The 24,908-nt window shown below is 74.1% G+C and carries 18 protein-coding genes and 1 pseudogene; 13 read left to right on the top strand and 6 right to left on the bottom strand.

Annotated elements, in window-relative coordinates; genetic code table 11:
* From D7231_RS32765 to D7231_RS32750, 4 genes and pseudogenes are all read left to right on the top strand, one after another.
* A pseudogene (locus D7231_RS32765) lies at positions 1-200 on the top strand (flavodoxin-dependent (E)-4-hydroxy-3-methylbut-2-enyl-diphosphate synthase); the annotation flags it as partial.
* A 236-nt stretch (positions 201-436) separates the two neighbouring features.
* On the top strand, positions 437-1,282 hold the full coding sequence (locus D7231_RS32760; protein WP_120759673.1) for a GNAT family N-acetyltransferase: 846 nt from the start codon (positions 437-439) through the stop codon (positions 1,280-1,282).
* Positions 1,283-1,327: 45 nt separating this feature from the next.
* Positions 1,328-1,861, top strand: coding sequence for a GNAT family N-acetyltransferase (locus D7231_RS32755; protein WP_120759671.1), 534 nt, complete (start codon positions 1,328-1,330; stop codon positions 1,859-1,861).
* Between the two features lie 210 nt (positions 1,862-2,071).
* Positions 2,072-3,769 carry a proline--tRNA ligase gene (locus D7231_RS32750; protein ID WP_120759669.1) on the top strand — a complete coding sequence of 566 codons (1,698 nt, stop codon included), beginning with the start codon at positions 2,072-2,074 and terminating at the stop codon, positions 3,767-3,769.
* A gap of 314 nt (positions 3,770-4,083) precedes the next feature.
* On the opposite strand, the gene D7231_RS32745 is transcribed toward D7231_RS32750, so the two are convergent.
* Genes D7231_RS32745 through D7231_RS32735 form a run of 3 tightly spaced genes read right to left on the bottom strand, consistent with a single transcriptional unit; the run spans position 4,084 to position 6,241 of the window.
* Positions 4,084-5,013 (bottom strand): aminoglycoside phosphotransferase family protein, encoded by a 930-nt coding sequence (locus tag D7231_RS32745; RefSeq protein ID WP_120759666.1) that lies wholly within the window; start codon positions 5,011-5,013, stop codon positions 4,084-4,086.
* Positions 5,014-5,042: 29 nt separating this feature from the next.
* The gene (locus D7231_RS32740; protein ID WP_120759664.1) at positions 5,043-5,540 is read right to left on the bottom strand and encodes a ferritin-like domain-containing protein; all 498 of its coding nucleotides are present in this window, start codon (positions 5,538-5,540) and stop codon (positions 5,043-5,045) included.
* Positions 5,537-6,241, bottom strand: coding sequence for a hypothetical protein (locus D7231_RS32735; protein ID WP_120759662.1), 705 nt, complete (start codon positions 6,239-6,241; stop codon positions 5,537-5,539). Before D7231_RS32735 ends, D7231_RS32740 begins: the two co-directional genes overlap by 4 nt.
* A 169-nt stretch (positions 6,242-6,410) precedes the next feature.
* Here D7231_RS32735 and rimP point away from each other — a divergent pair, with 169 nt between their 5' ends.
* From rimP to D7231_RS32690, 9 genes are all read left to right on the top strand, one after another.
* Positions 6,411-6,956: a ribosome maturation factor RimP gene (rimP, locus tag D7231_RS32730; protein WP_120759660.1), complete on the top strand. Its 546-nt coding sequence runs from the start codon at positions 6,411-6,413 to the stop codon at positions 6,954-6,956.
* A gap of 2 nt (positions 6,957-6,958) precedes the next feature.
* On the top strand, positions 6,959-7,960 hold the full coding sequence (gene nusA / locus D7231_RS32725; protein WP_120759658.1) for a transcription termination factor NusA: 1,002 nt from the start codon (positions 6,959-6,961) through the stop codon (positions 7,958-7,960).
* Between the two features lie 118 nt (positions 7,961-8,078).
* Complete coding sequence (locus tag D7231_RS32720; RefSeq protein WP_106676846.1) at positions 8,079-8,360, top strand: YlxR family protein; 282 nt, start codon at positions 8,079-8,081, stop codon at positions 8,358-8,360.
* A 196-nt stretch (positions 8,361-8,556) separates the two neighbouring features.
* Complete coding sequence (gene infB / locus D7231_RS32715; protein WP_120759656.1) at positions 8,557-11,601, top strand: translation initiation factor IF-2; 3,045 nt, start codon at positions 8,557-8,559, stop codon at positions 11,599-11,601.
* A 198-nt stretch (positions 11,602-11,799) separates the two neighbouring features.
* Entirely contained in the window at positions 11,800-12,096 is a 297-nt protein-coding gene (locus D7231_RS32710) for a DUF503 domain-containing protein (protein ID WP_030369830.1), read from the top strand.
* A 51-nt stretch (positions 12,097-12,147) separates the two neighbouring features.
* Complete coding sequence (gene rbfA, locus D7231_RS32705; RefSeq protein ID WP_120759654.1) at positions 12,148-12,603, top strand: 30S ribosome-binding factor RbfA; 456 nt, start codon at positions 12,148-12,150, stop codon at positions 12,601-12,603.
* Positions 12,600-13,502, top strand: a complete 903-nt coding sequence (gene truB / locus D7231_RS32700) for a tRNA pseudouridine(55) synthase TruB (RefSeq protein WP_120759652.1) — start codon at positions 12,600-12,602, stop codon at positions 13,500-13,502. Before rbfA ends, truB begins: the two co-directional genes overlap by 4 nt.
* Before the next feature lie 403 nt (positions 13,503-13,905).
* Positions 13,906-18,078 carry a S1 family serine peptidase gene (locus D7231_RS32695; RefSeq protein ID WP_120759650.1) on the top strand — a complete coding sequence of 1,391 codons (4,173 nt, stop codon included), beginning with the start codon at positions 13,906-13,908 and terminating at the stop codon, positions 18,076-18,078.
* 51 nt (positions 18,079-18,129) lie between these two features.
* Positions 18,130-19,095: a bifunctional riboflavin kinase/FAD synthetase gene (locus D7231_RS32690; protein ID WP_120759648.1), complete on the top strand. Its 966-nt coding sequence runs from the start codon at positions 18,130-18,132 to the stop codon at positions 19,093-19,095.
* 86 nt (positions 19,096-19,181) lie between these two features.
* On the opposite strand, the gene D7231_RS32685 is transcribed toward D7231_RS32690, so the two are convergent.
* The 3 genes from D7231_RS32685 to eccE form a co-directional block, all read right to left on the bottom strand.
* The gene (locus D7231_RS32685) at positions 19,182-22,415 is read right to left on the bottom strand and encodes an SCO5717 family growth-regulating ATPase (RefSeq protein ID WP_242000042.1); all 3,234 of its coding nucleotides are present in this window, start codon (positions 22,413-22,415) and stop codon (positions 19,182-19,184) included.
* Between the two features lie 347 nt (positions 22,416-22,762).
* Positions 22,763-23,527, bottom strand: a complete 765-nt coding sequence (locus D7231_RS32680; protein ID WP_120759646.1) for a hypothetical protein — start codon at positions 23,525-23,527, stop codon at positions 22,763-22,765.
* Positions 23,527-24,807 carry a type VII secretion protein EccE gene (gene eccE, locus D7231_RS32675; protein WP_120759644.1) on the bottom strand — a complete coding sequence of 427 codons (1,281 nt, stop codon included), beginning with the start codon at positions 24,805-24,807 and terminating at the stop codon, positions 23,527-23,529. The genes D7231_RS32680 and eccE overlap by 1 nt, the downstream gene beginning before the upstream one ends.
* Between the last annotated feature and the right edge of the window lie 101 nt (positions 24,808-24,908).

Below are 24,908 nucleotides of genomic sequence, written 5' to 3'. Positions count from 1 at the left end.
CCGGTGAGGCGCGTGAGGCCGACCTGGGTGTCGCCTCCGGCAACGGCAAGGGCCAGATCTTCGTCAAGGGCGAGGTCATCAAGACCGTGCCGGAGTCGAAGATCGTGGAGACCCTCATCGAGGAAGCCATGAAGATCGCCGAGCAGATGGAGAAGGACGGCGTCGCGTCCGGCGAGCCCAAGATCAGCATCGCCGGCTGACCTCTGCTCCCGCGGCCCCGTGCACCCCTGCACGAGCCGCCTCATGCGGCCCTGCGTGAGCCGCCTCATGCGGCGCGCATGAGGCAGTGCCCCGCCTCCGTCCCGTACGGAGCGGGGCACCGCTGTTTCCCGCCCCGTGCGGGCCGCGAGGGGGGTGCGTCCCGGGGCCTGGAGGTACAGTTCCAAGACCTGTTTCCCATGGCCTCGGGCCCCGTGACGGTGAGGCAAATCCACACGTGCTGACGACGACCACCAGCAAGGTCCTGGAGCCCGGCGACATCGAGGCCGCCCTCGCCGTCCTCGGCCGCGACCCCGTCGCCAACGCCTTCGTCGCCGCCCGCGTCCAGGTCGCGGGCCTCGACCCCTGGCGGCTCGGCGGCGAGATGTGGGGCTGGTACGCCGACGGGCGCCTCGAATCCCTCTGCTACGCCGGCGCCAACCTCGTCCCCATCTGCGCGGGCCCCGAGGCCGTCCGGGCCTTCGCCGACCGCGCACGCCGCGCGGGGCGCCGCTGCTCGTCCATCGTGGGCCCCGCGGAGGCCACCGCCGCGCTCTGGTCGCTCCTCGAACCCCACTGGGGCCCCGCGCGGGAGGTCCGCGCCCATCAGCCCCTCATGGTCACCCGCTCCATGCCCGCCGACGTCGAGCCCGACCCCCTCGTCCGCCGCATCCGCAAGGACGAGATGGAAGTGATCATGCCGGCTTGCGTGGCCATGTTCACCGAAGAGGTCGGCGTTTCCCCGCTCGCCGGCGACGGCGGCCTCCTCTACCAGGCCCGGGTCGCCGAGCTCGTGGGCTCCGGCCGCTCCTTCGCCCGCATCGAGGACGGCCGTGTCGTCTTCAAGGCGGAGATCGGCGCCGCTACGCCCCAGGCCTGCCAGATCCAGGGCGTCTGGGTCGCCCCCGAGTACCGCGGCCGCGGCCTGTCCGTCACCGGCATGGCGGCCGTCCTGCGCTACGCCCTCACCGAGGTGTCGCCGGTCGTCAGCCTCTACGTGAACGACTACAACACCGCCGCACGGGCCTCCTACCGCCGTGTGGGCTTCGAGGAGACCGGCGCGTTCATGAGCGTGCTGTTCTGAGCCGCCCGGCCCCGTGCGCGGGGTACGGGCGGGTAGCCTCCCCGCATGGATGACATCGTGGTCGGGCCGCTCGACCTCGCCGCGCGGGTCGACGACGCCCTGGCCGTGCAGGCACTGGCCTTCGGGCTCACGGAGGAAGAGATCGCCGTCCGGCGCCACATCGTGCTGCGCCACCTCGCCTCCCGCGGCTCCCGCGCCCTCGGCGCGACCACCGGCAGCGGGCGGCTCGTCGGCTTCGTCTACGGCATGCCGAACGATCGCGGCCACTGGTGGTCGGGCGTCGTCGAACCGTATCTGTGCGCCACCGGCACCGACGGCTGGCTCGACGACTCCTTCGTCATCACCGAGCTGCATGTGCACCCCGATTTCCAGAAACGGGGCATCGGGCGGTCCCTCATCACCACGATCACCGACAGCGCCGCGGAGCCCCGCTCGATCCTCTCGGCCATCGACGCCGAATCCCCCGCCCGCGCCCTCTACCGCAAGCTCGGGTACCGCGACCTGGCGCGCCCCGTGCACTTCCCCAGCGCGCCCAGCCCGTACGTGGTGATGGGGGCGCCGCTGCCGCTCCTGGGGTGACGGGCAGGCGGAGGCAGGCGGGCACCGCTGCTCCGGTCGTAGGGGTGCCCTACGGTCCGGCGGGCGCGCCTCATGCGGCTCTGTCGGGGTGTCCGACGACCGCGCATGAGGCGGGCCGAGGCCGCCGTCACCGGGAACTCGTTTCAGGGGCGCCCTCGGCTCCCGCTAGGCTCCTGGCAATTCCCTACGCCCTGCCAGGAGAGACCGACCATGGCCCATGTCCAGCGCATGTCCACGACGCTGCTGAAGACGCTGCGCGACGACCCTGCCGACGCGGAGACCGCCAGCCACAAGCTGCTGGTCCGCGCCGGCTACGTCCGCCGCACGTCCGCCGGTGTCTGGACCTGGCTGCCGCTCGGCAAGAAGGTGCTGGACAACGTCTCGCGCGTGGTGCGTGAGGAGATGGACGCCATCGGGGGCCAGGAGGTCCTGCTGCCGGCGCTGCTGCCCAAGGAGCCGTACGAGGCGAGCGGGCGCTGGGAGGAGTACGGCGACCTCCTCTTCCGCCTCAAGGACCGCAAGGGTGCCGAGTACCTGCTGGGCCCCACACACGAGGAGATCTTCACCCTCACCGTCAAGGACCAGTGCACGTCCTACAAGGACCTGCCCGTGATCCTCTACCAGGTCCAGACCAAGTACCGGGACGAGGCGCGTCCCCGCTCCGGCGTGCTGCGCGGGCGCGAGTTCCAGATGAAGGACTCCTACTCGTTCGACACCACCGACGAAGGCCTCGCCGAGTCCTACCGCCTGCACCGCCAGGCGTACACCCGCATCTTCGAGCGCCTGGGCCTCGACTACCGCGTCGTCTCGGCCGTCTCCGGCGCCATGGGCGGCTCGGCGTCCGAGGAGTTCCTGGCGCCCGCCGCGGCGGGTGAGGACACCTTCGTGGACTGCCCCCAGTGCGACTACGCCGCCAACACCGAAGCGGTGACCGTCAGCGTGAGCCCCGCGGACCCCGCCGGCCACGGCCCCGTCGAGGAGCTCGACACCCCGGACACGCCGACCATCGAGACGCTCGCGGCCCACCTCGGCGTACCGGCCTCCGCGACCCTGAAGAACCTCCTCGTCAAGGTCGACGGCGAGATCACCGTCGTCGGCGTGCCCGGCAACCGCGAGGTCGACCTCGGCAAGCTGGGGGAGCACCTGGCGCCCGCCGTCGTCGAACTGGTCACGGCCGAGGACTTCGTGGGCCGGCCCGACCTCGTACGGGGCTACGTCGGCCCGCAGGGCCTGGGGCTGCGCTACATCGCCGACCCGCGCGTGGCGCCCGGCACCGCGTGGATCACCGGCGCCAACAAGTCCGGCAAGCACGCCCGCAACGTGGTCTGCGGACGGGACTTCGAGGTCGACCAGTACCTCGACGTCGTCGTGGTCGAGCCGGGCGACCCCTGCCCGGCTTGCGGGGCGGGCCTGGAGATCGGGCGGGCGATCGAGATCGGCCACATCTTCCAGCTGGGCCGCAAGTACGCCGACGCGTTCAACCTCGACGTCCTGGGGCAGAACGGCAAGCCGGTCCGCGTCACCATGGGCTCGTACGGCATCGGCGTCTCGCGCGCCGTGGCGGCCCTCGCGGAGCAGACGCACGACGAGGCCGGCCTGTGCTGGCCCCGCGAGGTCGCGCCCGCCGACGTCCACATCGTCGCGGCGGGCAAGGCCGTGCAGACCGAACTCGCCCTGGAGCTCGCGGACAAGCTGGGTTCGGCGGGCGTCCGGGTCCTCGTCGACGACCGCAACGGCGTCTCCCCGGGCGTCAAGTTCACCGACGCCGAGCTGATCGGCGTCCCGACCATCCTGGTGGTCGGCCGCGGCGCGCCCCAGGGCGTCGTCGAGCTGAAGGACCGCCGCACCGGCACCCGCGAGGAACTGCCGGTCGCCGAGGCGATCGAGCGCCTCAGCGCGCTGCGCTGACGTTCCGTCGGAGGCGGTCGGGGCCTCGTGACCCGACCGCATGGGGCGGCCGGCGGGAGCCGCATGAGGCCGCAGCTGTGACGGTGTGGGCGCGGCCGCCCGCCCGCTCGTATGAGGCGCCCGCCCGGTGAGGTGCTTCTCCTCGCAAGGGGCGCCGTATGTGCCGCATGGGGCGCGGAGCATGGGCATGAGGCGTCGGGCATGGGGCGCGGGCTATGAGGCATGAGGCGCGGCGCACGAGGCGGGGCATGAGGCCGAAGCGCCTCACCCGGCCGCCGCCTCAGGCCGCCCCACGCCCCGCGCCTCATGCGCCGTCAGAGCAGCCCCGCGAACTCCAGAAGGAGTTCGCCCCGTGCGCGCCCGCCGCTGGCGAGTTCCCTGACGCCTGCTTCGGCCGCACGGAAGAGGACCCAGCCCCGCAGCCGGTCGTTGTCGACGTCCAGGGCGTCGGCCAGCTTTGCCACGCGCCGGCGGACGATGGCCGCGGCACCGGGGGAGGCCATCAGGGTGTCGACGCGGTCCAGGGCGAGCCAGGCCAGGTCGTAGGCGCGCTCGCCCACCAGCGGCCTGGGGCCGACGGCCAGCCACGGGGCCCGGTCGCCCGCCAGCACCTTGCCCTGCTGGTAGTCGCCGTGGAGCAGGGACGGCGCCTCGCCGGAGTCGGCCGTCAGCGCGGCCCGCAGTTCCAGGGCTTCGTCGACGACGGCCCGCACGTCGGCGGCCCACGGTTCCTCGGACCGCTTCCGCAGGGCGTCCGCCAGCCGTGCCGTGTGGTCGGCCACCGTCGTGAAGGGATGATCCTCCGCGGGCCGCACCCACAGCCGCTGCAGCGTTGCGGTCGCCTCCAGGACCGCCTTCTGCTCCGCAAGGGACCGCAGGCTCACGCCGGGCCGCAGCCGCTCCAGGAGGAGCGCACCCGCCTCAGGCTCGGCACGCAGCACCCGGACCGCCCCCAGGCCGTTCCAGTGCGCGAGCGCCGCCTGCTCCAGCGCGACGTCCCCGCCCGGCTTCTCCAGCTTGAGCACGGCGCCCGTGCCGTCCGCCCTGTGCACGAGGACCACGACGCTGCTCCGCCCGCCGGGCTGGTGCACCCGCTCGGGTGTCAGCTCCCAGCGCTCCGCGACGTCGCGCACCCGCTCCGGCAGCGACGCGAGCCACTCGCGGGCAGCCTCGTCCGCCGGCTCGGAGCCCAGGGCCCGCACCAGCCGCTCCGGTGGTGCGAAGCGGTCGTCGGCGTTGCTCATCCCTGTGCTGTCCTTTTCGTCCTTGCTGGTCAGGTGCGGTCCGGTGAACCGCTGGGCCGGTCCGGAGCGTTCCGCTCCGTGAGCCCAGGGAAGGCTACGCCGCCGCCGCGCCAGCGCACGGCGCGCACTGCCGCCTCCCGCAGCGCACCGGCGGCCTCGCCCCGTAGGGCATCGCCGGCGGCACCCACGAGATCGGCGTACACGGCCGCGACGCGTGCCTCCAGCTCCGCCGCGAGCCGTACGGCGCCGTCCGCGTCGGTGACGGCGAACGGCAGCGCGTACCCGGCGGCCGCAGCCTCCGGCACGCCGCCCAGATCCCGTACGGTGCGGCTCATCGCGTCCCGCCTCGCGCGGTGCGCGTCGTACGCCTCACGCGCCTCCGCCGCCCGCTCCTGCGCGACACGCGCGCCGACGACCCCGTAGCCGTACACGGCGGCGTGTTCGGCCGCGAGCGCGGCCTGCGCGGCCCGCAGCGTCTTCCGCACGGCGGGGTCCTTCGGCGCACGGGGGCTTGCCGTCTCTGTCATGAGTCGCTCCCGAGCAGGTACGCGTGGGCCGCTCCGGCGGCGGCCACGGAGGCGAGCAGCCGGGCGAGTTCGGGCGAGGCGGAGCCGAGAGCCTTGGTGCGGTTATCCGCCGTGCGCCGCTCGGCGTCGGCCAGGGCCGCCAGTGCAGCCTTCTCATCGCCCGGCACGCCGTCCGCACGGGGCGATGAGGACGAACCAGCCGGCGAGCGGTCAGAAGAAGCAGCGCCCGCCTCATGCCCGGCCTCATGCCCCGCCTCATGCGCAGCCTCAACGTCCGCCTCATGCCCCGGCGAAGCACCCGCCTCATGCGCCGAAGCCTCCGCGCTCGCCCCGCGCCCCGCCTCACCCGACGCCCCCCGCGGCACGCCCGACACCCCCGCCCCCGCCCCCGCCGTCGCGCCGAACGCCTCCGCATGGCGCGCCACCTCGCCGCGTAGCGGACGCAGCCGCTCCGCGAGCGCCCCGTGCACGGCGATCGTGGCGTCGTAACGCGCCAGCAGTTCCATCGAGGCGCGCCCCTCGGCTGCCCGCAGCCGCTCCTCACCCGAGCGGCCTGAGGCGTCGGAAGACGCCCCCGTGCCGCCGGAGCAACCGGTCAGCAGCCCCCCGCCGGCCGCGCTCAGCACAGCCGCCGCGCCTCCCGCCAGTACCCTGCGTCGGTGCGGGCCGGCCGGGCCCCGCGTCGTCGTCGTGAACGCCACGTTCCTCTTTCCGCCGGTAGGGTCATGATCACCGCACGTGAGCGTACCGGCGCGCCACTCGAAGGCCGTGGACGAGGCACCGAATCGTCAGTCGGCTGCCGGAACAGATAGGCTTTGACCTGACACGCGACTTTCCCACAACAGCACACGCGGCCGAGGAGTCACCCGGATGAGCACCACCCAGAGCGAGCGGCTGCGCGAGCTGCTGGCCCCTCTCGTGAGCGCGCGGGAGCTGGATCTGGAAGAGATCGAGGTGACCACGGCGGGCAAGCGGCGTGTGCTGCGCATCGTGGTGGACTCCGATGCCGGCGTCGAACTGGACGAGTGCGCGGAAGTCAGCCGCGCCGTCTCCGAGAAGCTCGACGAGACGGACGCCATGGGCGGCGCCCCGTACGTTCTGGAAGTCACCTCTCCCGGTGCCGACCGTCCCCTGACCGAGCACCGTCACTACGTGCGTGCCACCGGCCGCCTGATCAAGGCGCAGCTCACCGAGGGCGGCGAGCTCGTGGCCCGCATCGTCGCGGTGGACGACGAGGGGCTGGACCTGGAGGTCCCCGGGGTGAAGGGCCGCAAGCCCACCTCGCGGCGACTGGCCTTCGACGGGATCGCGAAGGCGCGCGTGGAGATCGAGTTCAACCGCAAGGCCGCGGAGAAGACCGCGGACGCGGCGGCACAGGCCGCCGACGTAACCGACGAGAGCCAAGAGGAGGCGTAGCCGTGGACATCGACATGAGTGCCCTGCGGGGTCTGGTGCGAGAGAAGGAGATCTCTTTCGACCTGCTGGTCGAGGCGATCGAGTCGGCCCTCCTCATCGCCTACCACCGCACCGAGGGAAGCCGCCGCCGCGCCCGCGTGGAGCTGGACCGGTCGACCGGTCACGTGACGGTGTGGGCCAAGGAGGACCCGCAGGACCTCGCCGAGGGCGAGGAGCCCCGCGAGTTCGACGACACGCCTTCCGGCTTCGGCCGGATCGCCGCGACCACCGCCAAGCAGGTCATCCTCCAGCGTCTGCGCGACGCCGAGGACGAGATCACTTTCGGTGAGTTCGCGGGCCGCGAGGGCGACGTCGTCGCGGGCATCGTCCAGCAGGGCAAGGACCCGAAGAACGTCCTGGTGGACATCGGCAAGCTGGAGGCCATCCTGCCGGTGCAGGAGCAGGTCCCCGGCGAGGAGTACAAGCACGGCACGCGCCTGCGCACGTACGTCGTACGGGTGGCGAAGGGCGTGCGCGGCCCGTCCGTCACGCTCTCGCGCACCCACCCGAATCTGGTCAAGAAGCTCTTCGCCCTCGAGGTGCCGGAGATCGCCGACGGCTCCGTGGAGATCGCCGCCATCGCGCGTGAGGCCGGCCACCGCACCAAGATCGCGGTCCGCTCCACGCGCTCCGGCCTCAACGCCAAGGGCGCCTGCATCGGCCCCATGGGCGGCCGGGTCCGCAACGTCATGGCGGAGCTGCACGGCGAGAAGATCGACATCGTCGACTGGTCGGACGACCCCGCCGAGCTGGTGGCCCACGCCCTGTCCCCCGCACGGGTGAGCAAGGTCGAGATCGTGGATCTCGCCGCGCGCTCCGCCCGGGTGACGGTGCCCGACTACCAGCTCTCCCTGGCGATCGGCAAGGAAGGGCAGAACGCCCGCCTGGCCGCCCGCCTGACCGGGTGGCGCATCGACATCCGCCCGGACACCGAGCAGCCCGACCGGGAATCCGGCCGAGCCTGATCACGTTCACGACACCGGGGTCCGCATCCGTGCGGGCCCCGGCATCGTGGCCGAAACGCATACGTGCCCGATCGCTGCCCCCCAGGGGTGGGGTGGGCGCGGGGAGGTAGACTGAAGAGTGTCTGGCCGGACGCATGCCCGCGCATGCCCTGAGCGAACCTGTGTGGGATGCCGGGAGCGAGCGGCCAAGGGCGATCTGCTGCGGATCGTGATGATCGAGGGCGCCTGCGTCCCCGACCTTCGCGGTACGCTGCCCGGCCGGGGTGCCTCCGTGCACCCCACACTGGTCTGTCTCGACCTGGCGGTCCGCCGCCGGGCGTTTCCCAGGGCCTTCAAAAGCCCGGGGCCGCTCGATACGGCGGAGCTCCGCCGGTGCATCGAACAGATCGAACAGCAGTAGAGAACGGCAGTAGATCGGCCCCGCACCTGCGCGGGGTGGCCCCACTGTAAGAAGCACGGCACGGGTAACCGTGCGGTCAGGTACCTCGCGAGTTGGAAGTAGGTCGAGATTGCGATGAGCACTCGATGAGTACGCGATGAGTACGCCCATGAAGTAGCGACGGTCCGGTGGACACCCCGGACCTAGAAGGAGCGAAGTGGCTAAGGTCCGGGTATACGAACTCGCCAAGGAGTTCGGAGTGGAGAGCAAGGTCGTCATGGCCAAGCTCCAAGAACTTGGTGAATTCGTCCGTTCGGCGTCCTCGACGATCGAGGCGCCGGTTGTCCGCAAGTTGACAGACGCACTGCAGGGTCCCGGCGGCGCCGGCAAGCCCGGTGCGAAGCCCGCGGCGCCGCGCAAGGCCGCGGCCCCCAAGCCGGGTGCCCCCACTCCGGGTGCGCCCCGTCCCGCCGCCCCCAAGCCGGCGGCGGAGGCAGCTGCCCCCAAGCCGCCGTCCCCGGCCGCGCCGGCTCCCGGCCCGCGTCCGGGTCCCAAGCCTGCCCCGGCGGCTCCGGCCAAGCCGGCCCCGGTCACCCCTGTGCCCGCCGCGGAGTTCTCCGCGCCGCCGGCCCAGGGTCCCTCCGCGCCGCGCCCCGGCGCGACGCCCGGCCCGCGTCCCGGCGGCGCCCGCCCCGGCCCCGCCGGTCAGCGTGACGGCGGTCGTCCCGAGCGCGGTCCGCGTCCCGGTGGTGCGGGCGAGCGTGCCCCGCGTCCCGGTGGCGCCCGTCCGGCCGGTCCCCGTCCGGGCAACAACCCCTTCACCTCCGGTGGCTCCACGGGCATGGCCCGTCCGCAGGCCCCCCGTCCCGGTGGCGCTCCGCGCCCCGGTGGTCAGGGTGCCCCGGGCGCTCCGCGTCCGCAGGGTGGTCCCGGCGGTGCTCCCCGTCCGCAGGGTCCGGGCGGCGCTCGTCCGACCCCGGGCGGCATGCCCCGTCCGCAGGGTGCCCCCGGTGGCGCCCCGCGTCCCGGTGGTGCCCCCTCCGGTAACCGCCCGAACCCGGGCATGATGCCGCAGCGTCCGGCTGCCGGCCCGCGTCCGGGCCCCGGTGGCGGCGGTCGCGGTCCCGGCGGCGGTGCCGGTCGTCCCGGTGGCGGCGGTGCCCGTCCGGGCTTCGCCGGTCGTCCGGCCGGTCCCGGTGGCGGCGGTCGTCCCGGTGGCGGCGGCGGCTTCGCCGGTCGTCCCGGTGGCGGTGGCCCCGGCGGCGGTGGCGGCGGCTTCGGTGGCGGTCGTCCCGGCTTCGGTGGCCGTCCCGGCGGTCCGGGTGCCCGTGGCGGCACGCAGGGCGCCTTCGGCCGTCCCGGCGGTCCGGCGCGTCGTGGCCGCAAGTCCAAGCGTCAGCGGCGCCAGGAGTACGAGGCCATGCAGGCCCCGTCCGTCGGCGGCGTGATGCTGCCCCGCGGCAACGGCGAGTCCATCCGCCTGTCGCGCGGTGCCTCCCTCACCGACTTCGCGGAGAAGATCGGCGCCAACCCGGCGTCGCTCGTCGCCGTGATGATGAACCTCGGCGAGATGGTCACGGCCACGCAGTCCGTCTCGGACGAGACGCTGCAGCTCCTCGGCGGCGAGATGAACTACACCGTTCAGATCGTGAGCCCCGAGGAGGAGGACCGCGAGCTGCTCGAGTCGTTCGACATCGAGTTCGGTGAGAACGAGGGCGGCGAGGAGATGCTCGTCGCGCGTCCGCCGGTCGTGACCGTCATGGGTCACGTCGACCACGGTAAGACGCGACTGCTCGACGCCATCCGCAAGACCAACGTGGTCGCGGGCGAGGCCGGTGGCATCACCCAGCACATCGGTGCCTACCAGGTCTCCACCGACGTCAACGACGAAGAGCGCAAGATCACCTTCATCGACACCCCGGGTCACGAGGCGTTCACCGCCATGCGTGCCCGTGGTGCGAAGTCGACCGACATCGCGATCCTCGTGGTGGCGGCCAACGACGGTGTCATGCCGCAGACGATCGAGGCCCTGAACCACGCCAAGGCGGCCGACGTGCCGATCGTGGTCGCGGTCAACAAGATCGACGTCGAGGGCGCCGACCCGACGAAGGTGCGCGGTCAGCTCACCGAGTTCGGTCTGGTGGCCGAGGAGTACGGCGGCGACACGATGTTCGTCGACATCTCCGCCAAGCAGGGTCTGAACATCGACAAGCTGCTCGAGGCCGTCGTCCTCACCGCCGACGCCGCGCTCGACCTGCGCGCCAACGCGGAGCAGGACGCGCAGGGCATCGCGATCGAGGCCCACCTCGACCGTGGCCGCGGCGCCGTGGCCACCGTGCTCGTCCAGCGCGGTACCCTCCGCGTCGGTGACACGATGGTCGCCGGTGACGCCTACGGCCGTGTCCGCGCCATGCTCGACGACAAGGGCCAGAACGTGGAAGAGGCGGGTCCGTCGACCCCGGTCCTCGTCCTCGGTCTGACCAACGTCCCGGGCGCCGGCGACAACTTCCTCGTCGTCGACGAGGACCGCACGGCTCGCCAGATCGCCGAGAAGCGCGCTGCGCGTGAGCGCAACGCCGCCTTCGCCAAGCGCACCCGCCGGGTGTCCCTCGAGGACCTCGACAAGGTGCTCAAGGCCGGCCTGGTGCAGGACCTCAACATCATCATCAAGGGCGACGCGTCCGGTTCGGTGGAGGCTCTCGAGTCCTCGCTGCTCCAGCTCGACGTCGGCGAAGAGGTCGAGATCCGGATCCTGCACCGCGGTGTCGGTGCGGTCACCGAGTCCGACATCAACCTGGCGACCGGCTCCGACGCCATCGTCATCGGCTTCAACGTCCGCGCCGAGGGCCGTGCCACGCAGATGGCCGAGCGCGAGGGCGTCGACGTCCGGTACTACTCGGTCATCTACCAGGCGATCGAGGAGATCGAGGCGGCCCTCAAGGGCATGCTGAAGCCGGAGTACGAAGAGGTCGAGCTGGGTACGGCGGAGATCCGCGAGATCTTCCGCTCGTCCAAGCTGGGCAACATCGCGGGTGTTCTCATCCGCTCCGGCGAGGTCAAGCGCAACACCAAGGCGCGCCTCATCCGCGACGGCAAGGTCATCGCGGAGGAGCTCAACATCGTCGGTCTGCGTCGCTTCAAGGACGACGTCACTGAGATCCGCGAGGGCTTCGAGGGCGGTATCAACCTCGGAAACTTCAACGACATCAAGATCGACGACGTCATCGCGACGTACGAGATGCGCGAGAAGCCGCGCGGCTGATCGTGTAGCTGCCCGCGCGAAGCGCGGTCCACCAGGGATGGTGGTCGGGCGACGGGCGGGATCGACCCCGGGGCCGGTCGGCGGAGCATATTCCGTCGATCGGCCCCGGCCGTTGCGTGTACGGTTCGAAGAGCTCGTACACCGACACGTACCGGCAGGTACACCTCACGCCTCCCGGGTGGGCCTCACCCGTCACGCATGTATGCAGGGACTCTGTCCTTCGACCTCCTCCTCGGCGACGTACGGTCGCTGAAGGAGAAGCGCTCCGTCGTCCGCCCGATCGTCGCCGAGCTCCACCGCAAGTACGCGGTGAGCGTGGCGGAGGTCGGCGACCAGGACCTCTACCGCCGGGCGACGATCGGCGTGGCGGCGGTCTCCGGGGACGCGGGGCACCTCACCGACCTACTGGACCGCTGCGAGCGCTGGGTCGCCGCACGTCCCGAAGTGGAGCTGCTCTCGGTCAGGCGGCGGTTCCACGGCGACCACGACGACTGAGCGCGTCACCGGCGCCACAAGCACAATGGACAAGAAGAAGGAGACGGACCAGTGGCCGACAACGCGCGTGCGAAAAGGCTGGCGGACCTCATCCGCGAGGTGATCGCCCAGAAGCTGCAGCGCGGAATCAAGGACCCGCGGCTCGGCTCGCATGTGACCATCACGGACACCCGGGTCACCGGCGACCTGCGGGAGGCTACGGTCTTCTACACGGTCTACGGGGACGACGAGGAGCGTGCCAGCGCGGCCGCCGGCCTGGAGAGCGCCAAGGGCATCCTGCGCTCGGAGGTCGGCCGCGCCGCCGGCATCAAGTTCACGCCGACCCTGACGTTCGTGGCGGACGCCCTGCCGGAGAACGCCCGCACCATCGAGGACCTCCTCGACCGGGCGCGCGCCTCCGACGCCCAGGTGCGCGAGGCGTCCTCGGGCGCGGCGTACGCGGGCGAGGCCGACCCGTACCGCAAGCCGGGCGAGGACGAGGACGACAAGGACGCTGCCGGCGAATGAAGCACAAGGAGACCCCGCCGGACGGCCTCATCATCGTCGACAAGCCGGCCGGCTTCACCTCGCACGACGTCGTCGCGAAGATGCGCGGCATCGCGCGGACGCGGCGCGTGGGCCACGCGGGGACGCTCGACCCGATGGCGACGGGCGTCCTCGTGCTCGGCATCGAGCGGGCGACCAAGCTTCTCGGTCACCTCGCGCTGACCGAGAAGGAGTACGTCGCGACGATCCGCCTGGGGCAGAACACCGTGACGGACGACGCCGAGGGCGAGATCATGTCCTCGGCGGACGCCTCGGGCGTCACGCGTGAGGCGATCGACGCCGGTGTCGCCAAGCTCACGGGCGCCATCATGCAGGTGCCGTCGAAGGTCAGCGCGATCAAGATCGACGGCAAGCGGTCGTACAAGCGGGCCCGCGAGGGCGAGGACTTCGAGATCCCCGCCCGCCCGGTGACCGTCTCGTCCTTCACGGTGCACGCCGTGCACCCGGGCGAGGCCGCTGACGGCACCCCCGTGCAGGACGTGCTGGTCTCCGTCGTCTGCTCCTCCGGTACGTACGTGCGGGCCCTCGCTCGCGACCTGGGGGCCGACACGGGCGTGGGAGGCCACCTGACGGCCCTGCGGCGCACGCGCGTCGGTCCGTACGGTCTGGGCGACGCCCGCACGCTGGACCAGCTCCAGGAGGAGCTGACGGTCATGCCCGTCGCCGAGGCGGCGGCCGCGGCCTTCCAGCGCTGGGACGTCACGGAGGAGCAGGCGCGCCTGCTCGCCAACGGCGTGCGGATACGGATCCCGCTCTTCGAGACGACGGGGCCGATCGCGGCCTTCGGCCCGGACGGGCGTTTCCTGGTCCTGCTGGAGAACCAGGGCGGCCGGGCGAAGAGCCTGGCGGTCTTCGGCTAGCTCCGGGGGCCGGTGCCTTTCGGCCGGCCCGCCCCAAGCGTTCCGCCCCGGCATGTGCCGGGGCGTTCGCATATCCACCAGGGGCGTTCGCGTACTCCCGGGCGCTCGCGTACCTGCCTCGGCCGTTTGCGTGCTTTCCCCGGCCGTTCGCGTGCCCGCTGGAGCGTTCGCATGCCCCGGGGCCCCACTACCGTGGGGCGGGAGACTGCCATCCGGCGCTCCCGCCCCACGATCCCCCTCCTCACAGCTGTCTATCCACACCGCACCCACAATTCACCCCAATGGGCAGGCGCTCGGAGTGAACGGCGGGAGTGGAAGGGGGCGCGTTCCCGCTGTGATCTGGTCCTGCCGATCATCCCCTGCCTACGGTCGGGGGTAAGTGCACGGCGGGGAGGTTCGGCGGATGAGCGGTCGGCGGACCGATGCGGACGAGTTCCTGGTACGCATCAGAGACCTCGCCGGGAGGCCGCGCGGTACGGGCTTCATCGCCGACGACCGCGGCACGATGATCACCAGCCATGAGGCCGTCGACGGCCTCGCGCGCCTCGTGCTGCTGGCCCCGGGCGACCGTACGTGCCTGGTGGGCGCCGACGCGGTGACGTCCCTCCCGGGCTGCGACCTGGCACTGGTGCGTACGGAGGGGCTCGGAGTGGCCCCGCTGCCCGTGGCGGCCGCGGAGCGGATCGAGGACGGGGCGGGCGTCCGGCTGCGGGCGGGCCACTGGCAGCGCGCCCAGGTCATCGGAGAGGCGCTCGTCACCTACACGGCCACGGACCGCTTCCACCTGCTCGACGCCGCGGTCGAGCTCTCCCTGGGCGAGCGTGACGGCCTCAGGCTCGGCGAGGAGGCCACCGGAGGGCCGGTCCTGGACGCCCGCACGGGCACGGTCGTCGCCGTCCTCGGTACCGCGCTCCATGCGGAACGCCGGTCCGGAGGTTTCGCGATCCCGCTCCGTGCGGCGGCCGCGGCCTCCCCGGACGGCCCCCTGGCCGTCCTCCTGGAGCGGAACGCGGCCACGGTCCCCGCCTTCGGCCCCGACCTCAACCTCGCGGGGGCCCTCCAGCTCACGGCGACCTCCCTCGGCCCGATCATCACGGCACGCGACTGGCGCGACCCCGTGGAGCGCCCGGAGATCGCCCGCGAGTTCACTCGCTTCCTGGAACCGGACGAGGCGGACGAGGAAACCGCCGGCACGGAAGGTGCCGACGCCGATGCGCCCGCGGACACCGCCGAGTGGATGCCTGAGGACGCCGAGCGGCCGCCCGCCCCCGAGCCGCCGCCCGACGAACCGGGGCCCGCCGCGGCCGGCACGGGGGCACCGGGCGCCCTGGTGGTGACCGTCCCGCCGAGCTCCTGGCGGGGCACCCCGGGCGGCGGCCCCGGCGGGCGCTGGATCGGCGACCTGCCCGGCGCCCGGAACCCCGACGACCCGCCGGATCTCCCCGCGCCCCATGCCCCGGACGACTCGGAGGCCGCGGACAGCCCCGCACCGGCCGTCCTCGGGCTCGTCGGCGGCCCCGGGACGGGTCGTACGACCGAGCTCCTCTCCCTCGCCGCGCGGCGCGCACGGGGCGCCGAACCGGCCCCCACCCTCTGGCTGCGCGGCGCGGACCTGGAGGAGGGCGACACCAGCCTGCGGGACGCGGTCGCGCGTGCCCTCGCGGCCGCCGCCCGGATCGTCACGGCCTCCGCAGGCGCCGCCGGCACGGTGGGCGACCCCGCCGAGGCCAGCCCCGAGGCCGTGGCCGCCCTGGGGCACCGCGTGGGGCGGCCCCTCCTCGTCGTCCTCGACGGCCCTGAGGAGGTCCCGCCCGTCCTCGCGCACGCACTGCCGGTCTGGACCGCGGCGACCGCCGAGTGGCTGGAGGAGACGTCCGCGCGGCTCGTCGTCGCCTGCCGCCCCGAGCACTGGGAGACAGCCGGCGACCTCTTCCCGCGCACGGCGCTCCACGTGTCGGCGGCTTCCGCCACTCCGCGCAGCCTCCCGCCGTGCGTGAGCCTGACCGACCTCGGCCCCGTGCAGGCCGAGCGGGCCCGCGCCCTGTACGGCATCCCGCCCGACGCCATCCACCACACGGACGCCGCCCACCCACTCGCTCTCCGGCTGCTCTCCGAGGTGCGGGCGGCCCTTCCGGACGGCACCGCGCCCGGCGGCCGGGCCTGCGAGGACGGGGCGCGGCCCCCCGACCGCTGGGACGTCTTCTCCGCCTACCTGGACCTCGTCTGCCTGCGCATCGCCGTCCGGCTGGCCGCCGGGCGCCGCCCCGCGCTGCGCGGCACGGCGGTGCGCCGGCTCGCCGCGCGGGTGGCCGGCCAGGTGCATGAGGCGGCCCGCCGGTGCCTCGGCCCCGGGCAGGGCGAGCTGGAGCGCGAGGCCTTCGAAGAGCTCTTCCCGTGGCGCAACGGCTGGGCCTCCGCCGTCCTCACGGAGGGCCTGCTCGTCCCGGCGGGCACCGGCTACCGCTTCGCGCACGAGGAGTTCGCCGACTGGCTGCAGGGCGCCCACCTCGACCTCGACGCGGCCCTGCACACCCTCGTCCACCGCTGGTACGAGTCCGAGGACGGCTCGGGCGAACACGACGCCCTGCCGTCCCGGCCGGGCGGGGGGCCCGCGCCGGAGGGCCACGTGCCGCCGCCCCCCGGATCCAGCCGCGCCTCGCGCTCCACGGCCGCGCGCCGCCGCAGCCGCCGTGCGGCCCGGCAGAAGGCCCGCAAGCCGCTGCCCGTGCCCCGCCACCGCATCGGCCCCGTGCTCCAGGCGCTCCTCCTCCTGGGGCGGCGCTCCGGCCCCGACGCCCTCGCCCGCCGCCTGGGTGCCCTGGTGGACGCCGTAGCCGCGCTCCCGCCGTCCGGGCAGCTCACTGCCCTGGACGACAGCAGCCGCCCCGCGCTGCCCGACCCCGCATGGTGGGCGGCCCACCTCCTCGGCGAGACCCTCCTGCGCGTGCCTGACGCCACCCCGTACCTGGGCGCCCTCCGGCTCCTCGCGGAGCGCCTCACGGGGCGCTCCCTGGCCCTCGGCGGCTTCGACAGCGGGGCCACGGGCTCCCTGGGCGGGCTCGCCGAATTCGGTCCCTGGTTCTGGCTCCGGCTGCCCCTCGGGCTCGCCGAGCGGCTCGACCTGCTGCGGCTGCTGCTGCCCGCCGACGCGCCGCCCCCCGGCCAGAGCCCGTACCAGCCCCATGCCCTGGAGAGCTCCGCGCCGGGCCCCGTGCAGCCCCAGCAGACGCCCCAGCCGCCGCACACGGACCGCTTCCTGCCCGCGGTCATGACCGTCCTCGCCGAGGAGCCGTGCGCCGCGCAGGCCCTGCTGTGCCGCTGGTTCTCCGACGAACGCCCCCTGCAAGCCGCCCCGTACGGCGATCACCTCAGGCTCACGGTCTCCACCGCCGCCCAGGTCCTGCTCCACACCCACCGGCACCGCGCCGTCGACGACCTCGCCGAGGCCCTCGTGGACGCCGCCCACCCCCGCGCCGACGAACTCCTCGCCGCCCTTGCCGAGGACGAGCCGTCCGCCATCTGCCGCGCCGTGGACCGGTGGGCCCACGACGACCGCATCGAGCGGCACGTGGCGGCGGCCGCGTACGCCCTCAAGGCCGCGCCGCACGTGACCACCGCAGCCGACCGCGAGCTGCTGCGCTACGCCGCGCTCGCCCTGCTGGCCCGCCCCGCGGAGGGCGCCCTGCACGGCACGGCGCTCGCCCTGCTCGTCCGCGACCGGGAGACCCGCTCCAAGCATCTCCAGCGGGCCCTCGACCTCTTCGCGGCCTGCGACCCGCACCTCCCGGCCGGCGCCCTCGCCCCCGCCCTGGCCACCCACCCCGAACCCGTCCTCGCCGCCTACCGCGCCCGGCTCTACGTACGCGGCGACGGCCCCGGAGACGTGCTGCGCACCCTCGCCGGGGTCACCACCCCGGCGCTCGCCCGGAGGGCCGCGGCCCTCGTGCAGGAGTACGTCGAGCACCACCCTGAGGGCGCGGAGCTCGCCGCGGCCTTCGTGGACCGCCGGCTCGAAGAGGGCCCCGCGGCCCGCTCTGTGCTCTTCCCGCTCGTCGTCCACCTGCTCAGCAGCCGCCCGCCCCAGGTGCGCCGCGCCCTGGCCCCCGTCCTGGCCTTCCCCGGCACGCCGCTTTCGCGGCCCCTGCGGCAGGAACTGCTGGAGGTCCTGCTGGAGCGCGAGCAGTACGGGCCCTTCGAGCGCGACGTCACCGTGCTGGACGCCCTCCTGCGCGCGGTGGCCGCGGGCGCTGCCGAGCGCACCGAGGCCCGTACCCGCGACCTCGTGCACCGCACCGGCCTGCTGATGGCACGCAGCCCCGAGGGGGCGGCGTGCTTCGACCGCCGCATGGTGCAGCTGGCCCGCGAGATCCCCGTCTTCGGGGAGCAGGTGCTCCGCTGGCTGCGCTCCGCGCCCGCGCAGTGGGCCGTCGTGGTGGGCCCCCGGGCCCGCATCAAGCTCACCGCCTGGGCGGGGGAGGAGGGCGCCGCGGAGCCCTCGGGGCGGGCCGGCTCCCCGGACCTGACAGTCACAGGACCGGCCGATGCGGGGCGCCGAGAACCGGCATGGCACTCTTAGTCCTGCGTAATCGACAGACAAAAGTTCGGGTTCGGGCGAGGAGCGGGCACAGTGCAGCGCTGGCGTGGCTTGGAGGACATCCCCCAGGACTGGGGGCGCAGCGTCGTCACCATCGGCTCGTACGACGGTGTGCACCGCGGGCACCAGCTGATCATCGGGCGGGCCGTGGAGCGGGCGCGCGAGCTCGGCGTGCCCTCGGTCGTGGTGACCTTCGACCCGCATCCGAGCGAGGTCGTCCGGCCGGGCAGCCACCCGCCGCTGCTGGCGCCGCACCACCGCCGTGCGGAGCTCATGGCGGGGCTGGGCGTGGACGCGGTGCTGATCCTGCCGTTCACGGCGGAGTTCTCGAAGCTCTCGCCCGCCGAGTTCGTGGTGAAGGTGCTGGTCGACAAGCTGCACGCCAAGCTCGTCGTGGAGGGGCCCAACTTCCGCTTCGGCCACCGGGCGGCGGGCACCGTCGACTTCCTCGCGGAGCTCGGCGCCACCTACGACTATGACGTCGAGGTCATCGACCTCCACGTGAGCGGCGAGGCGGGCGGCGGGGAGCCGTTCTCCTCCACCCTGACCCGCCGTCTGGTCGCCGAAGGCGACGTCGCGGGCGCGATGGAGATCCTGGGCCGCCCGCACCGCGTCGAGGGCGTCGTGGTGCGCGGCGCGCAGCGCGGCCGTGAACTCGGCTACCCGACCGCCAACGTGGAGACCCTGCCGCACACCGCGATCCCCGCCGACGGCGTCTACGCCGGCTGGCTGACCGTGGGCGGCGAGTCGATGCCGGCGGCGATCTCCGTCGGCACGAACGTGCAGTTCGACGCGACGGAGCGCACCGTCGAGGCGTACGCCATCGACCGGACCGACCTCGACCTGTATGGGCTCCATGCGGCCGTGGACTTCCTGGCCTACCTGCGCGGCATGGAGAAGTTCGAGTCGATCGAGGCGCTGCTGCTGTGCATGGCGGGCGACGTGAAGCGGGCGCGGGACATGGTGGCCGCGCACGAGAAGGAGAAGGACGCCGCCTGACGGCCGGCGTTCTCCTGGAGACGTGAGGAGGGCCCCATGCGGCGGTTGCCGCATGGGGCCCTCCTCGTGCTCCGCTCCGTGCGGTGCTACTGCTGCGGGTAGCCGTAACCGCCCGGCCCGCCGGGCTGCCCCTGCTGCGGGTACGGGCCCGGCTGCTGGGGCGGCTGTGCGCCCCCGTACGGGCCTTGCGGGCCGTAGGGGTGGTACGGGGAGGCGGGCGGCTGGCCGGGCTGCTGGGCCTGCTCCGGGGCGTACGGGGCGGCGGGCATCTGCCCCATGGGGGGCGCCTGCTGCGGCTGCTGCTGCGGTGCGGGCTCCCCGCCCCATACGCCGCGCTGCTGCTGGGCCCGGGTGAAGTCCTCCGCGACCATGGCCGAGAGGTTGAAGTACGCCTCACGCGTCTTCGGCCGCATCATCTCCAGGTCGACCTCGGCGCCGGTCGCCAGGTGCTCGTCGAACGGGACGACGACCACGCCGCGGCACCGCTGCTCGAAGTGCGACACGATGTCCTCGACCTTGATCATCTTGCCGGTTTCGCGGACCCCGGAGATGACCGTGACGCTGCGCGAGACGAGATCGGCGTAGCCGTGCGCATGGAGCCAGTCGAGCGTGGTGCTGGCGCTGCTCGCGCCGTCGACGGACGGCGTGGAGACGATGATCAGCTGGTCGGCGAGGTCGAGGACGCCGCGCATGGCGCTGTAGAGCAGACCGGTGCCCGAGTCGGTGAGGATGACCGGGTACTGCCGGCCCAGCAGGTCTATCGCCCGCCGGTAGTCCTCGTCGTTGAAGGTCGTGGAGACCGCCGGGTCCACGTCGTTGGCGATGATCTCCAGGCCGGACGGCGCCTGCGAGGTGTACCGGCGGATGTCCATGTAGCTGTGCAGGCTGGGGATCGCCGAGACGAGGTCACGAATCGTCGCGCCCGTCTCGCGCCGCACGCGGCGGCCCAGCGTGCCCGCGTCGGGGTTGGCGTCGATCGCGAGGATCTTGTCCTGGCGCTCGCTGGCGAGCGTCGCGCCGAGCGCGGTGGTCGTGGTCGTCTTGCCGACGCCGCCCTTGAGGCTGATCACGGCGATCCGGTAGCAGGAGAGGACGGGCGTACGGATCAGCTCCAGCTTGCGCTGCCGCTCCGCCTCCTCCTTCTTGCCGCCGAACTTGAAGCGGGGCGTGGCCATCTGCTTCTTCGGCTTCGGCTTGCTGCGCAGCAGCCGTTCCGAGGACAGCTCCATGGAGGCGGTGAACCCGAGCGGGGCCCCGTGCACGGAACGCTGCCGCTGCTCCGGCGTCACCGTGGGCCAGCCCCCGGCGCGCGGGTCGTTGGGCAGCCCGCCCTGCGCCCCGTCCGGGGCAGGCGGGAGGCCGCCGTCAGCGTATGGCGCCTGGGTGTACGGGTAGGGGGCGGGAGCGGGTGCTGCCGCCGCCTCATGCGCGCCCGTGGGGCCCGGCTGTGCCTGCACGGCCGGCGGCAGCGCGGGCGAGCCGCTGAAGCCGTTCTGGGCATGGGGGAGTTGCTGCGCGTCGGCGTGGGGCACCGGTGCCGGCGCCGCGGGGGGCTGCTGGGCGTCGAGGGGCGGCGGCACGAGGGCACCGTGCGCGGCGGCATGCGGGGCACCGTCGAGCGCAGGGGGCACGGGGGCATGAGGCGCCGCATGGGGCGCGGGGACGTCGGGCCTCGGGTACCCGTAGCCGTCCTGCGGTGCTCGGGCGTCGGGCCGCGGGTATCCGTAGCCGTCCTGCGGCGCCTGGGCGTTCGGCACGGGCAGGGCGGGCGGCATGGGGGCCTCACGCGGGGCGGTGAGGCCCTGCGGTGTCGGGGCGGCCGTGTTCTGCGCGGGAGGCGTGACGGCGGCCTGCTGCGGCTGCGCATGGGGCGCCGCCAGAGGGTAGGCCTGAGGCGCCGGTGCGGGCGCCCCGTGCGCCTCAGGCCGCGGGTACCCGTAGCCGTCCTGCGGTGCCGGAGCGGCCGCATACGGAGCCGGTGCAGGAGCCGCGGGAGGCTGCTGGGCGTCGAAGGGCGGCGGCACGGGGGCGCCGTGCGCGTCGGGGCGCGGGTATCCGTAGCCGTCCTGCGGTGCAGGGGCGTTGAGCGCAGGCGGCACCGGCGCGGCCTGGGCGTCCGGCTGCGGGAGCGGCGGCACCGGCGGGTATGCAACGGGCGCTGCTCCGTGCGGCGGTACGGGGGCGCCACCGGCCCCGTGCGCGGCCGCCTGGGCCTCTGCGGGGGCAGGCGCGCCGGAACCGCCCTGGAGGGCCTGGGGCGCGGCGTACGGGCCCGGGGCGGGCGGGAAGCCCTGCGGGGCCGCCTGAGGCGGCGCAGGGGCGTCGGACGGCTGCTGCGCGTTCGGGGCGGGGGCCGGAGCCGCCGGGGCGAAGTCCGGGGGCAGCGGGGGCAGCGCGGCCTGCGGGACCGACGGCGGGGCCCACGTCCCCTGCGCCGCCTCCTGTCCCGCTTCTGCCGGCTGCCCGCCCGCCTCGTCGGCAACCCTGTCCCGCAGAGCGGCGGCAGAGAACCGCATGGTGCCCTCGGGGCGTGAGACGGCGGGGTGCTCGGCCTCGGAGGCGGGCTCCGTGCCTTCGGCAGCCGGGGAACCGGCAGAAGGCGCGGCCGAAGCCGCCTCTGAGCTCTCCTCGCCGGCAGCACTGCCGACGGAGGAAGTGCTGCCGTCCGCCGAGGGGTTCGCACCGGACTCGGATCGGGCCGGCGTGTCGTGACCCGCGCCCGCCTCATGCGCCTGTCCCGCGTCCGCCCCATGCGCCTGCATGGCGTCCGCCTCATGCGCCTGCCCCGCGCCGGCTTCGGCGTCGGCCCCGTGCGGGCCCGTCAAGCCGGCGTCACCCGAGGCGGAGACGCCAACCGCGGCGGGCGCCGCGCCAGTGAGGCCTCCGGATGCCGGGCTCTCCGCACCGGACACCGCCCCGGCGTTCGGCACCGCCGCGGCTTCCTCCTGCGGCGCCGCTGCGGAGAACGGCATCGTGGCAGGGCTGTTGGCTCCGCCTCCCGCGGAAGGAGCGGGGGAGATGAAGGGGGCTTCGGCAGGGGGCTCCGCGAGGTCGTTCCGGTTCTCGGCCGCCGAAGGCGGCATCCGCAGCGGTTCACCCGAAGGCGGGGGCGGCAGGACCGGCTGTGCGTCACCCTCGGCGCTGCCCTGGCCCGCCGTCGGCGTCACGGCGGAAGAGGCGTTTTGCGTGTACCAGGCAGGGGGCGTGTAGTCGATGGTGAACTCGCCCGTGGTGTCGGTTTCCTGCTCGTGACCGGCGTCGGACCGGTCCTCGCCGGCTGCGGACCCGCCTGCGCGGATCTCGTCCCGATCGCTGCTCACATTGCCTCCTGGTGTGGTCTAGCGCCCATGAAATGCCTGTCGGGCCCGACCGTTCCCGTCGTCCGACCGCCCGGGTGTCCCCCGTTGCGACGGGGGATGCCGTGGAGGTCCCCCGTCCGTACTCCCACCCAGCCTAATCGCCATACGCACCGCCGGGGCAGGCCCGCCCCCACCCCACCGGCCGCCCCGTGCGTCACCTGCGGCCCCGTGCCGGACCAACCGGACCGGTGAGAGCACGGGAGCCACGCGCCTGTTGGGCAGCAACTCGGAGGGCAGCGACGGCATCAAACTGCTTCTCGTCTTCGGCAAGGGCAGGTTCAGCAAGGGCTGATCCGTGCGGAGGCCGGTCAGTCCATGCGGCGCGGGGCTCCCAGCAGCCTCGTCTCGGCCTCGCTCGCCCGCACGTCGACGTACGTCCACGCCCCCCGGGCGCACCAGAGCGTCACCGTCTCCGGAAGCGTGGGCAGTGCCTCGACGTCGGCCTGGGGCAGCCCCAGGATCCGGCCGAGCAGTTCCGCCTCCTCCGGCGAGACCCGCTGGATGCCGACGAGGTCGACACCGCCGAGCAGGCGCGGTGCGTCCGGCCCCACGTAGGGGAGCAGCGTCAGGACCGACTGCCAAGGCGCGGCCACGACCCGGCCCCGGGGCGGCCGTGCGCCGCAGTCACGTACGACCAGCACCGGGCTGTGCACCGACGGGCCCTGCGGCGGCACTCGGCCGACGTCGTGCAGCGTCACGCATGGCTGCCCGCCGTTGGCGGCCTGGGCGAGCCCGGTCCACAGCCGGCGGCGGCCGGTCTCCACCGCGATCCGGGCCCCGGTGCCGACCGTACGCAGGGCGATCACCTGAGCCGTCCAGGCGCCGCCGATCAGGACGGCGTCGAACGGCACGGGGCGGGCCACCCCGAGGACCGCGGGCGCCTCATGCGGGTCGGTGCCGATGACCACACCGTCGTCACCGACGGGCAGCGCCAGCGCTTCGAACTCCTCGGCAGCGAGCTCGTGCCGGCCGCGGCGCGGCCCGAGCAGCCCGCGCCCGGCACGGAGCCACCCCGTACGGGCGCCGGAGGTCGAACCCGTAGCCGCGGGGGAGGAGGGCGTAGTGATGGCCATCAGCGCGTGCCTCCCAGGGGCAGAGTGGCGAGCATGCCGGGCACCTGCTCGTGGTCGAGCCGCACGAGGCCGGTCCGCGCGGCGCGCGCCGCGCGCTCCAGATCCCGCCGCGTCGCGGCCAGTTCGTCGGAGCTGCGCCCCGTCACCCGGATGTGCGCGGTCAGTGTCGGGGCATGACGCCCGTTGCGCAGACCACCGCGCCCCAGCGTCAGGCTCAGCGTCGTCGACAGAGCGGGCAGCGCGGTGAGGTGTGCGGCGAGCTGCGGCAGCGGGGTGGCCCCGGGCCCGAGCTGCGGCCAGCGCGCCAGCCAGTACGTCGTGTGCCAGCGGTCGTCGCACCGCAGCGCCCGGGAGCTCTCCAGCGTGCGCCGTGCGGGCGTGGCGGACCGCGCGGCCTGCGCGGAGGCCACAGGGTTGATGTTCGCCGCCGTGGACAGCGCGGCCGTCAGGTCCTCCTCGGACAGCAGCACCGCCCGGAAGCCGGCCCCCTGCAGCCGGCTCGCCAGCTGGTCCGCCGCGCGCAGCACGCAGCGGCGTACGCCCTCCTCGCCCCCGCCGCGCGCCTCGACGGCCTCCGGGCACAGCTCGGGGTCGAGCTTGAGCGCCACCCACGTCGTCCGTACGGCCGGAGCCCCGGACAGGGCCTGGAGCGGCGCGTAGTTCCGCGCGGCCAGTGCCTCCGAGGGCAGGTGCGGCGCCGGGGCCGGCAGGGTGCTTTGCAGCACCTGTACGGACTCCAGCCTGATGCCGTCGACGTCCAGGGCGTCCCGCAACAGGGCCAGCGGCAGCGCCTTCTCGGCCCGCACGGGGCGCAGCGGGGCGTCCACGGCGTCGATGCGCAGCACGGCCGTCACGAACGTGCCGTCCCCCACCAGGCCGACCGCACGCTGCCCGCGGTCCGTGAACGTGCTTGTCCGCAGGGCCGGTTCGCATTCGACGACCGGAGCGATCGCCGGGTCCGTACCCGCGTCCGCCGGTGCAGCGCTGCGGACGCGGGCCCGCAGCGACAGCGAGGCCAGCAGCGACTCGGCCACCGGCCGCTGACCCAGCGGGACCAGCGCGAGCAGCACCAGCACCACGGCCACCACGGCGGCCGGCGCGAGCAGCAGCGGGCCGGATGCCCACCCGAGCAGCACGAGGCCCGCGGCGACCTCGATCAGCACCAGCTGTTGCAGCCGCACCGGCCCCGTGCCCCCGCCCCGTGCCGCGGCCCGCGGGGCGACGGCGGTCGCCCCGTGCGCGGCATTCCCCCGCGCCCGCACTTGCGTTGCGGCACCCATGCCCGTCACAGCCCCCTCAGCCGTTTTCGGCCGCCTCCGTGGGCCGGCCGGGAATCCGATCAGCGGCATGCCCTGACAGGCGCGCTGATCCCTACCGGCAT

The sequence above is a fragment of the Streptomyces klenkii genome (assembly GCF_003626645.1).
In the GTDB taxonomy this organism is placed as follows: domain Bacteria; phylum Actinomycetota; class Actinomycetes; order Streptomycetales; family Streptomycetaceae; genus Streptomyces; species Streptomyces klenkii.
This window is presented reverse-complemented; position numbering and strand designations above follow the sequence as displayed.

Bases quoted from the DNA above. Each gene is read 5' to 3' on its own strand.
- D7231_RS32755 (WP_120759671.1), top strand. From the start codon at position 1,328: ATGGATGACATCGTGGTCGGGCCGCTCGACCTCGCCGCGCGGGTCGAC.
- D7231_RS32750 (WP_120759669.1), top strand. From the start codon at position 2,072: ATGGCCCATGTCCAGCGCATGTCCACGACGCTGCTGAAGACGCTGCGC.
- D7231_RS32745 (WP_120759666.1), bottom strand. From the start codon at position 5,013: ATGAGCAACGCCGACGACCGCTTCGCACCACCGGAGCGGCTGGTGCGG.
- D7231_RS32740 (WP_120759664.1), bottom strand. From the start codon at position 5,540: ATGACAGAGACGGCAAGCCCCCGTGCGCCGAAGGACCCCGCCGTGCGG.
- rimP (WP_120759660.1), top strand. From the start codon at position 6,411: ATGAGCACCACCCAGAGCGAGCGGCTGCGCGAGCTGCTGGCCCCTCTC.
- D7231_RS32710 (WP_030369830.1), top strand. From the start codon at position 11,800: ATGTATGCAGGGACTCTGTCCTTCGACCTCCTCCTCGGCGACGTACGG.
- truB (WP_120759652.1), top strand. From the start codon at position 12,600: ATGAAGCACAAGGAGACCCCGCCGGACGGCCTCATCATCGTCGACAAG.
- D7231_RS32695 (WP_120759650.1), top strand. From the start codon at position 13,906: ATGAGCGGTCGGCGGACCGATGCGGACGAGTTCCTGGTACGCATCAGA.
- D7231_RS32680 (WP_120759646.1), bottom strand. From the start codon at position 23,527: ATGGCCATCACTACGCCCTCCTCCCCCGCGGCTACGGGTTCGACCTCC.
- eccE (WP_120759644.1), bottom strand. From the start codon at position 24,807: ATGGGTGCCGCAACGCAAGTGCGGGCGCGGGGGAATGCCGCGCACGGG.